General features: G+C 50.1%; 5 protein-coding genes and 1 pseudogene. 5 read left to right on the top strand and 1 reads right to left on the bottom strand.

Going from position 1 to position 9,790, the window contains the following annotated elements; genetic code table 11:
* Nucleotides 1–272: 272 nt before the first annotated feature.
* On the bottom strand, nt 273–893 hold the full coding sequence (locus tag ACSZO1_RS20560; protein ID WP_437615979.1) for a TetR/AcrR family transcriptional regulator: 621 nt from the start codon (nt 891–893) through the stop codon (nt 273–275).
* Nucleotides 894–1,216: 323 nt separating this feature from the next.
* Here ACSZO1_RS20560 and ACSZO1_RS20565 point away from each other — a divergent pair, with 323 nt between their 5' ends.
* The 5 genes and pseudogenes from ACSZO1_RS20565 to ACSZO1_RS20585 all read left to right on the top strand — a co-directional run bounded on the left by ACSZO1_RS20565 (nt 1,217) and on the right by ACSZO1_RS20585 (nt 9,311).
* A complete protein-coding gene (locus ACSZO1_RS20565; RefSeq protein ID WP_437615981.1) occupies nt 1,217–2,284 on the top strand; it encodes an efflux RND transporter periplasmic adaptor subunit in 1,068 nt (355 codons plus the stop codon).
* A gap of 1 nt (nt 2,285) precedes the next feature.
* Nucleotides 2,286–3,371 (top strand): efflux RND transporter periplasmic adaptor subunit, encoded by a 1,086-nt coding sequence (locus tag ACSZO1_RS20570; RefSeq protein WP_437615983.1) that lies wholly within the window; start codon nt 2,286–2,288, stop codon nt 3,369–3,371.
* Entirely contained in the window at nt 3,368–6,412 is a 3,045-nt protein-coding gene (locus ACSZO1_RS20575) for an efflux RND transporter permease subunit (RefSeq protein WP_437615985.1), read from the top strand. Before ACSZO1_RS20570 ends, ACSZO1_RS20575 begins: the two co-directional genes overlap by 4 nt.
* 74 nt (nt 6,413–6,486) lie before the next feature.
* The gene (locus ACSZO1_RS20580; protein WP_437615987.1) at nt 6,487–7,980 is read left to right on the top strand and encodes an efflux transporter outer membrane subunit; all 1,494 of its coding nucleotides are present in this window, start codon (nt 6,487–6,489) and stop codon (nt 7,978–7,980) included.
* 165 nt (nt 7,981–8,145) lie between these two features.
* Nucleotides 8,146–9,311, top strand: a pseudogene (locus ACSZO1_RS20585) (IS3 family transposase).
* The last annotated feature ends 479 nt before the right edge of the window (nt 9,312–9,790 follow it).

A 9,790-nucleotide genomic window follows, 5' to 3' on the forward strand; every position in this document is an offset into this window, starting at 1 on the left:
TTAATTCGATGGGAACCATTTTTTCGTCCTGTCATCGTATGGTAAATGAACAAAGAACCGCCCAAAACACTGAAAACAATAGATGAACGGCAATCATTGTAGTCATGAACAGAACTTTGAATGATTAAATCGCACCTTCCTTAGCGAAAACGAATTAGGGCGAGTGTTCTACAAACAATCCAGATAGAGTGCCCTATTTTTGTTGACCACTACAAATACCTGTCAGGTTACATCTGCGATTAAATACGAAAACCGAATAAAATCATTACAAATCAATCGCGTACTATCAATCCATTCAGCGTCATATCAACATGCGCGTCAATGAAAGACACCTCGTTAATATCTCGCCTGTTCGCCATTAGCAACTGCCATACTGCGATATGTAATACCGAACTCATCACGACATCAGGCATACGTGATGCCGCGCCATAACTAAATTCCCCAGCGTTTATACCTTCTTTAACAAGTTGATCGACCGCGTTGCTTAGGGGAACGATAAACTCATTGTAATGACGCTGCAGCAGTTCAGGAAAATGCATGCTCTCGATCATCGATAGCCGAATCATCTTTTGGATTTTTTTGTCTTCAGAGATTTTTTCATAAGCCAGCAGTAACAGAGCGCGAAATCTTTCCGCATAACTTCCTTCCAACGTATTGAGTAATTCAAGCACATCAGCGAAAGGCTGCGACGTATGCCGAACCATGGCTTCAAACAGCGCCTCCTTTGTCGGGAAATAAAGATAAATGGTCCCTTTGGTGATACCAAGGCGCTTAGCTACGTCCTCAAGGCGAGTCGCCATGTACCCTTTTTCACTGAACTCCTCAAAAGCAGCTTCAATGATTTCACGAGGGCGACGTGCTTTCTGCTCCGCTCTGGATAATTTTTTTAACATAACCATATGCTCCTTAAGCCTGACACTATGTCTGGCCTGATAATAGCAAAGAACGATAACCGCATTATCGGCTCAGCGTGAACGCGATGGATCCACGCATTGGCTTTATTAGTAACCTTGCCCACACGGAAGAACTCAACAGGAAACACTGGCCGATGCAATTCATGCACGTTACTTCCAGGCGAGGTTTATCGCTTACGCCATTATTATTAAACAGCACTATGGTAAGCAGGTCTTTTTTTCTGCACAAGAATTAAATTGACTGACTAGTTAGTCAGTGACTAGTATTCTCTCGTTTGTATAACTGCAACGATGGGAACCTCATGCAATCACTTTCTATGCTCTCCCTATCGCTTACCTGTGTATTGCTCGCAGGCTGTGGCGACAAAAACACGAATTCGTCTGTCCCCACACAACAGGTTCAGGCAATCCGAGCCCCCCTAGCGCAATATCAGTCCGGGGCAGAAATCACGGGTGAAGTTAAAGCGCGATACCAAGCCAACCTCGCATTCCGTACGAATGGCAGGGTAACTGAACGTCTGGTAGATACCGGTTACCGAGTCAAAAAAGGGGATGTTCTGGCTCGTCTGGACGATACGGAAAAACGGGCTGATGTGGAGATTGCTCAGGCAGAACTACGTTCTGCACGCGCCACATTGAAACTGAAACAGAGCGTTTTTGCTCGTAATCAGAAACTGCTTCCAGTGAAAGCCATCTCTCAAGCGACCTGGGATCAGTCAAGGCAGGAATTACTTACCGCCGAGGCATCCATGGCCTCGGCCAAAGCGTCATTAGATACAGCGCTTGATGCCAGCTCCTTTACCGTTTTGAGGGCTGACGCCAACGGTATTATTACTTCCCGCAATGTTGAAGTTGGTCAGGTCGTCTCTTCGGCACAAACTGTCTTCACGCTGGCTCAAGATGGTCAGCATGAAGCCGTCTTTCAGGTATTTGAGGCCTATTTTCTGCATGGGCAACCGCTTACCAATGTCGATATCGCATTGGTGACAGACCGCTCACGCCAGATACAAGCACAAATAAGGGAGCTCTCTCCCGTACTGACAGAAGCCTCTGGAACCATCCGAATCAAAGCGACATTGCCGGAAGATACGTTGTGGCCGCTCGGAACACCGGTCGTCGGCAAATTCCACTCGCCCCCGCAACAAGGGATCGTTCTACCTGCCAGTGCAATCACTTCTTCACTGGGTATGCCTGCTGTTTGGATTATCGATACGACAAAACATTCAGTTTCACTACGTGAAGTCACGGTTTCACACTATCGCTCACGCGATTTCATCGTGACAGCAGGGATTGCGCCGCAAGAACTTATCGTTACCAGCGGTGGAAAATTTCTCAGAGAAGGGCAATCCGTATCATGGGAGGAACACTGAAATGAACCGCTATCAATGGCTGTTTTCCTGCTTCTCGGTCGTGTTTCTTTCTGGTTGTGATCAGAAAAGCGCGTCCGAAGATTTGCCTCGCCCCATTCTTTCAATGACTGCAAAATTGGAGCAAACACAGAACATGCACTTACCCGGTACTGTACAGGCACGCTTTGAGTCCGAATTGGCCTTCCAGACCATGGGACGGGTTATATCACGCTATGTCGACGTGGGCGATCTCGTCCATGAAGGTGACGTACTTGCCGAGCTCGATCCTCTGACGCTACAACTGGGTGTCTTCAGCGCTGAAGCAAACCTTCGCGATGCTGTCGCCCGGCAAGATATTGCGGTATTAACCGAGAAACGCAGACGAGCTTTGGTGAGCGCCAACGCGATGAGCGCCGAAAACCTGGAATTGGCCGAGCAGGAGATGAATTCAGCCCAATCTGCCGTCGTACAAGCAAAAGCGCGCCTGGAAAAAGCACGTGAACAGTTGGGGTACACCAAGCTGAGAGCAAGGTTTGATGGTGTCATCAGCGACGTCTCGGTGGAGGCTGGACAAACCGTCACCGCTGGACAAACCACACTGCGACTGTCACAGCAGGGGTTGCGCGATGTGGTGGTAGACATACCAGAAACGCAGCTTGCCGATTTGCATCTGGGCAGTCGCTTCGATGTTTCACTGCAAATTGACAATACGATACATGCCGTTGGCACACTACGGGAGATTGCGCCGGAAACCGATGCCAGTACACGAACGCGCAGGCTGAAAATAGGTATAGACGGTGCACCAGCACAATTCCGTCTCGGCTCAATGGTCACCGCTACGCCGGTCAAGATAGATCAATCCCATGATGCTATTGTACTACCTGCTACCGCCATCCGGCAGCAAGAGGGCGGATTCTCTGTCTGGATCATTGATCCTACGGCAAAGACGGTTTCACTCAGAGCAGTGGAGATAGAGGCCATTCAGACCGGAACACCATATGTTCGTATCGCATCTGGTCTGCACGAGGGTGAAGATGTCGCGATTGCTGGTGTTAACGTGCTGACCCCCGGTCAGAAGGTCCGAATTGAAAGGAAGCCAAATCAGTGAGTAAATTCAACCTTTCGGACTGGGCGCTGAATCATCGTTCCCTCGTCTGGTATTTTGTCCTTGTTTCCGCTCTGGCGGGGCTTTTCTCCTATCTTGAGCTGGGTCGAGAAGAAGACCCTTCTTTCACCATCAAGACAATGGTTATTCAGGCCCAGTGGCCTGGCGCGTCGGCAGAAGAAGTGACCAAACAAGTAACCGACCGTATTGAAAAAAAACTACAGGAGCTCGATACCCTCAAACACACCCGTAGCCAGACTACAGCAGGACAAACCACTATTTTCGTTGATCTCAAAGATGACACTCCGTCGAAAGATGTCCGGCAGATTTGGCAGCGCGTTCGCAATATGATGTCCGATATTCATGGAGAATTTCCGTCTGGTTTGGTCGGGCCATTTTTTAATGACCGTTTTGATGATGTATTCGGCAATATCTATGCATTTACCAGCGATGGCGTGGGACATCGACAATTACGCGATAGGGTCGAAGACGCGCGTAAAAAGATTCTCACGATACCCAACGTTGGCAAAGTCGATATTCTCGGTGCTCAGGATGAGGTTATTTTTCTGGAGCTATCAACCCGCAAAAGCGCGGCCTTGGGTATTGATCGCTCCGCGATAATGGCAGCATTACAGGCACAGAATGCGGTAACGCCTTCCGGTTTCATTGAAACAGGCTCTGAACGTATCGCCCTGCGTGTTGGCGGCGGCTTTATTTCAGAAGAAAGCTTGCGGAATATCAATCTCCGGGTAAATGACCGCTTCCTCCCGCTGAGTGATGTCGTCACGATTACACGCGGTTACGTCGATCCCCCCACTACCCTCTTTCGTTTTAATGGAAAACCCGGCATCGCGTTAGCGGTGGGACTAAAACCCGGCAGCAATTTACTGGAGTTTGGCGACGCACTCGATCGCATGATGAAAAGTATTGTTCATGACTTACCCATCGGTGTATCGGTAGATCGCGTTTCCGATCAGCCCGCTGTTGTCGATGATGCCGTTTCAGGCTTTACACACGCGCTGTTTGAAGCCGTCGCCATTGTTCTGATCATCAGTTTTATCAGCCTGGGCTTGCGGGCCGGACTGGTCGTTGCCATCACTATTCCGTTAGTCCTGGCGATAACCTTTGTGGCGATGTATTACTCGGATATCTCATTACAGCGCATCTCACTCGGTGCGTTGATTATTGCGTTGGGCCTTCTGGTGGATGATGCCATGATTGCGACCGAGATGATGGTCGCCCGACTGGAAGCTGGGGACAGCCTGAGAAAAGCTGCAACGCATGTTTATACATCCACCGCATTCCCGATGCTGACGGGTACGCTCGTCACTGTTGCAAGCTTTATCCCGGTGGGACTCAACGGCAGTAACGCTGGCGAGTTCACCTTTACGCTGTTTGTGGTTATCTCCGTGTCCTTGCTCGTATCATGGGTCGTAGCAGTGCTGATTACCCCTCTGCTGGGAGTAACCATCCTACCCACTACGATGAAAAAGCACGACGAACATAAGAGTAAATTTGGCCAGTTCTTCTCTCGTACTTTGCAGTTTTGCCTGCGGCATCGCTGGTTAACCGTTATCGTAACCGGGATTTTTTTTGCTGCTTCAATTGGAGGAATGTCGCAGGTACAACAGCAGTTCTTCCCGAATTCCGATCGCCCAGAGTTGGTTGTTGACTGGAATCTCCCGCAAAACAGCGCTATTACAGAAACCAGTCGGCAGATGGCGCAGTTCGAGCAGGAAAAACTTAACGGCAACCCCGATGTGCTCCACTGGTCAAGTTATGTCGGATCTGGCGCACCGCGTTTTATTCTGGCTTTTGATGTTCAGCCATCATCCGTTTCTTTTGGGCAGATGGTGATCGTCACCAAAGGGATCGAAGAACGAAACCGACTACTGAAGGATTTCCGAGACTATCTGGGTAAAACCTTCCCGGGTACAGATGCCTATGTCAAGCTGCTGGACATCGGTCCTCCGGTTGGCAAACCGGTGCAGTACCGCGTATCGGGCCCAGAGTTGCAAGTCGTGCGTGACCTGTCGCACAAACTTGCCGCCATCGTTGGTGCTCACCCCTCGTTGAACAATCTAGCCTTTGACTGGAACGAACCTGCACGGGTTGTAAAAGTGAATGTCCTTCAGGATAAAGCCAGACAAATGGGCGTCTCAACGGAAACCATCGCCCAAGCGTTAAACGGTGTGGCTCAGGGCGATACAGTCACGAAAGTCAGAGATGATATTTATCTGGTAGACGTTCTGTGGCGCGGGCAAGAACATGATAGAGGATCGGTCGAATCACTGCTCGATTTACAACTTACGAGCAGCAACGGGCAATTGGTTCCATTGTCTTCCGTTGCCACGTTCCGCTATGAGCTTGAACAGCCAACGATATGGCGCCGCGATCGTACCGCAACGATTACTCTGAAAGCTGGCGTCAACGACGCCACTCAACCCGCGACAATTGTCAAAGCGCTTTCCCCAAGGGTTGATGAACTCAGCAAAAATCTACCTGCAGGGTACGCTATCGATGTAGCTGGTGCCGTTGAGGAAAGTAGTAATTCCCAGGGTCCGATTATCAAGGTCATCCCGCTCATGCTCTTCGTCATGGCGACGATCTTGATGATCCAGTTGCAGAGTTTTCACCGCCTGTTTCTGGTCTTTTCCGTCGCGCCATTGGCCTTGATCGGCGTGGTTGCTGCTTTGCTGTTGAGTAACGCACCGCTCGGCTTCGTCGCCATATTGGGTGTATTGGCTCTCATCGGTATTCTGATTAGGAACTCCGTCATTCTGGTCGTGCATATCGAAACAATGCGTGCAGAAGGCTTGTCCCCCTGGAAAGCCGTCGTAGAAGCCACAGAGCATCGTATGCGGCCAATTATGTTGACGGCTGCCGCAGCCACACTGGCGTTGATCCCCATTTCCAGAGAGATTTTCTGGGGGCCAATGGCCTACGCCATGATGGGCGGCATCATTGTGGGAACCGTGCTGACGCTGCTATTCCTGCCTGCACTCTACCTCATCTGGTTCAGAATTCCGCATGACGTCGAATGAACCACACACTGTTAATATTACACGCCGACGACAAATGTCGTCGGCTCCGAATCAAGAGCCCTGGTGCCACATCTATGAATGCTTTCCTTACAAACAGCTACTCTCACTCTTTTGTCAATCGATCACGGTTGCTGTCGATAATTGTACTGACCTCGGTATTGACAGGATGCACAATGGCACCTGAGTACCAGCGCCCCGTATCACCAGTTGCCACACAGTGGTCCACACTCTCGAATACATCGAATCCTTCCACCAAAACGGCCGCAGATATCGGCTGGCAGGATTTATTCACCGATCCGAAGTTGCGTCAGGTTATACAGCTGTCCTTAGACAATAACCGCGACTTGCGCATTGCAGCGTTGAATATTGAGAAAGCTCAGGCGCAATACCGTATTCAGCGCGCGGATCTGCTACCCAGCGTCAACATTTCTGGTTCAGAATCAGCACAGCGTACTCCAGCTTCGATTTCTTACACGGGCTTTGGCGGCGTTTCCCGTTCATATTCACTCAATGTTGGCGTCAGCGCTTATGAACTCGATCTGTTCGGGCGCGTACGCAGCCTAAAAGAAAAAGCACTACAGTCTTATTTATCTACCGAAGAAACACGGCGTTCAACACATATCAGTTTGATTTCCGAAGTAGCAGGGAGCTACCTGACACTTGCATCGGATCAGGATCTACAACAGCTGGCACATGAAACCTTGCGCAGTCGTCAACAAGCGTATGATCTGCAGCGCCGTCTCACCGACGTCGGAAAATCTTCTCAGTTAGAGCTTCGCCAATCAGAAGGAGAACTGGAAAATGCCCGCGTCGAAGCATTGAATACCGATAAGCTCGTGATGACAGATCGCAATTCACTCGAACTGCTGCTAGGAACGTCACTACCGGACACGTTGCTGCCCGCCCCTGGTGCGTTGACTACACTTCTAGGTGCCAGTGAGATACCATCAGGCTTGCCCTCGGATCTACTACACAACCGTCCAGATATTCTCGCTGCCGAACACGATCTGATCGGCGCTAATGCGAACATTGGTGCAGCTCGTGCCGCATTCTTTCCTAGCATCAGCCTGACTACGTCGATTGGCCGTGCCAGCAACGAGCTATCGAGCCTGTTTGACAGCGGTGGCCGTAGCTGGAGCTTCTCACCACAGATTACCATCCCGCTCTTCGATAGCGGACGTTTGCAGGCTCAGTTGGACACCTCAAAGGTAGAACGCGATATCGCCGTCGCTGAATACGAAAAATCAATCCAGACAGCTTTTCGGGAGGTTGCCGATGCGCTGGCCGATCGAAGCGTAGTCAGCGAGAAACTAGTAGCACAGCGTAAACGCACCGAAGCCGCTCAGGCATCCTATGATTTGGTGCAACTTCAATACTCCAATGAGGTAGCCAGTTATCTGGAGGTACTTGATGCGCAGCGCACACTGTATTCAGCACAACAGGCACTGATTCAAAGCGAGCTATCGCACAAATCAAATCTCATCACACTCTATAAAGTGTTAGGGGGCGGGTGGGCACAATCCCACCCTACAGCAGACTCCGTGGAAAAAAGTCCTTATAAACAATAACTTCTCAGCTCTTACCTTCCAGTACAAGGGCAAAGACAATCTGTTCTCCAGTGACCGTGACTTCTTCACTGCCCCCCAGCTACTCAGGAGCAGTGTAGTGGTTTAATGGATTTGGCCACCTGATAAGAGGTGATATCCTCACCTCATAACAACACAGGTGACACAATGCGAAGGCGTTTCAGCCCCCGAGTTTAAACGGGAATCTGCCCAGTTAGTTCTTGACCAAAATTACACTGTCATGGACGCAGCTAATGCCATGAATGTCGGCCTGTCGACAATGACGCGCTGGGTAAGGCAGTTACGGGAAGAACAGCAAGGTAAATCGCCTAAAGCTTCACCCATAACACCTGAACAGATTGAAATACGTGAGTTAAAGAAAAAACTGCAACGTATTGAGATGGAAAACGAAATATTAAAAAAGCTACCGCGCTCTTGATGTCAGACTCCCTGAACAATTCTCGTTAATCGGGAAACTCAGAGCGCACTATTCTGTGGTTACACTCTGCCACGTGTTCGGGGTTCATCGCAGCAGTTACAAATACTGGAAAAAACGCCCCGAAAAGCCTGACGGCAAGCGGGCTGTATTACGCAGTCAGGTTCTGGAGTTGCATAACATCCGCCATGGCTCTGCTGGCGCAAGAAGTATCGCGACTATGGCAACCCTGAAAGGCTTCAGAATGGGACGCTGGCTTGCCGGCAGGCTCATGAAAGAGCTGGGGCTGATGAGTTGTCAGCAGCCCACTCACCGGTATAAACGTGGTGGTCATGAACACATCGCTATCCCGAATCACCTTGAGCGACAGTTCGCAGTGACAGAGCCCAATCAGGTGTGGTGCGGCGATGTGACGTATATCTGGACAGGCAAGCGTTGGGCTTACCTCGCTGTTGTTCTCGATCTGTTCGCAAGGAAACCGGTGGGCTGGGCAATGTCATTCTCACCGGACAGCAGGCTGACCATCAAAGCGCTGGAAATGGCGTGGGAAACTCACGGTAAACCAGTTGGAGTGATGTTCCACAGTGACCAGGGTAGCCACTATACAAGTAGGCAGTTCCGACAGTTACTGTGGCGCTACCGGATCAGGCAGAATATGAGCAGACGCGGAAACTGTTGGGATAACAGCCCGATGGAACGATTCTTCAGGAGTCTGAAAAACGAGTGGGTGCCGGTGACTGGTTATATAAACTTTAGCGAAGCAGCTCATGCGGTCACAGACTATATCGTCGGGTATTACAGCTCGCTAAGGCCGCATGAATATAACGGTGGGTTACCCCCAAACGAATCGGAAAACCGATACTGGAAAAACTCTCAAGCGGTGGCCAGTTTTAGTTGACCACTACAAGGACACACCATAGTCATAGTAACTCACCACATGCAGCGAGGCGCTCAAACCAACTTTATGTAACCTGTGCCCATTGGTGGTCACTCTGGTGGTCTTGACAGAAAGCGATTTCCGATTTAGCTTAATTATTAGCCAGTTACTGGCAAAGGCGATCCCAGTCAGAGGAGCCAATATCCTGTTCTCATGCATCCCTGCGAATCCCTGTGCGGTATAGATTCAACGAGTTAGCGTGAAAACTCTTCCCGATGCGTTTCTGTTTTTCCCTCTGCATCCGGGTCAATTGGTGGTCTGATTTGGGGTCATTGTCAGTTCGATGACGGAGCGACCCCCAAATGACTCTTACCGATGCGAAAATCCGCAATCCTATCGGTTCTGCTCGCGAAACAACTTTTCCTTAGGGAAGGTGCGATTTAATCGGTGGGGTTCAGTGGAGTCCTTAGCTGTATTAGCCTTACCTTAGCTGAGCTGTA

Origin of the sequence: Erwinia sp. V71 (genome assembly GCF_965644245.1) — a bacterium.
Classification (GTDB): Bacteria; Pseudomonadota; Gammaproteobacteria; order Enterobacterales; family Enterobacteriaceae; genus Erwinia.

What these genes read in the sequence shown, in the direction of transcription:
- ACSZO1_RS20565 (WP_437615981.1), top strand. Translation starts at nt 1,217, where the DNA reads ATGCAATCACTTTCTATGCTCTCCCTATCGCTTACCTGTGTATTGCTC.
- ACSZO1_RS20560 (WP_437615979.1), bottom strand. Translation starts at nt 893, where the DNA reads ATGTTAAAAAAATTATCCAGAGCGGAGCAGAAAGCACGTCGCCCTCGT.
- ACSZO1_RS20570 (WP_437615983.1), top strand. Translation starts at nt 2,286, where the DNA reads ATGAACCGCTATCAATGGCTGTTTTCCTGCTTCTCGGTCGTGTTTCTT.
- ACSZO1_RS20580 (WP_437615987.1), top strand. Translation starts at nt 6,487, where the DNA reads ATGAATGCTTTCCTTACAAACAGCTACTCTCACTCTTTTGTCAATCGA.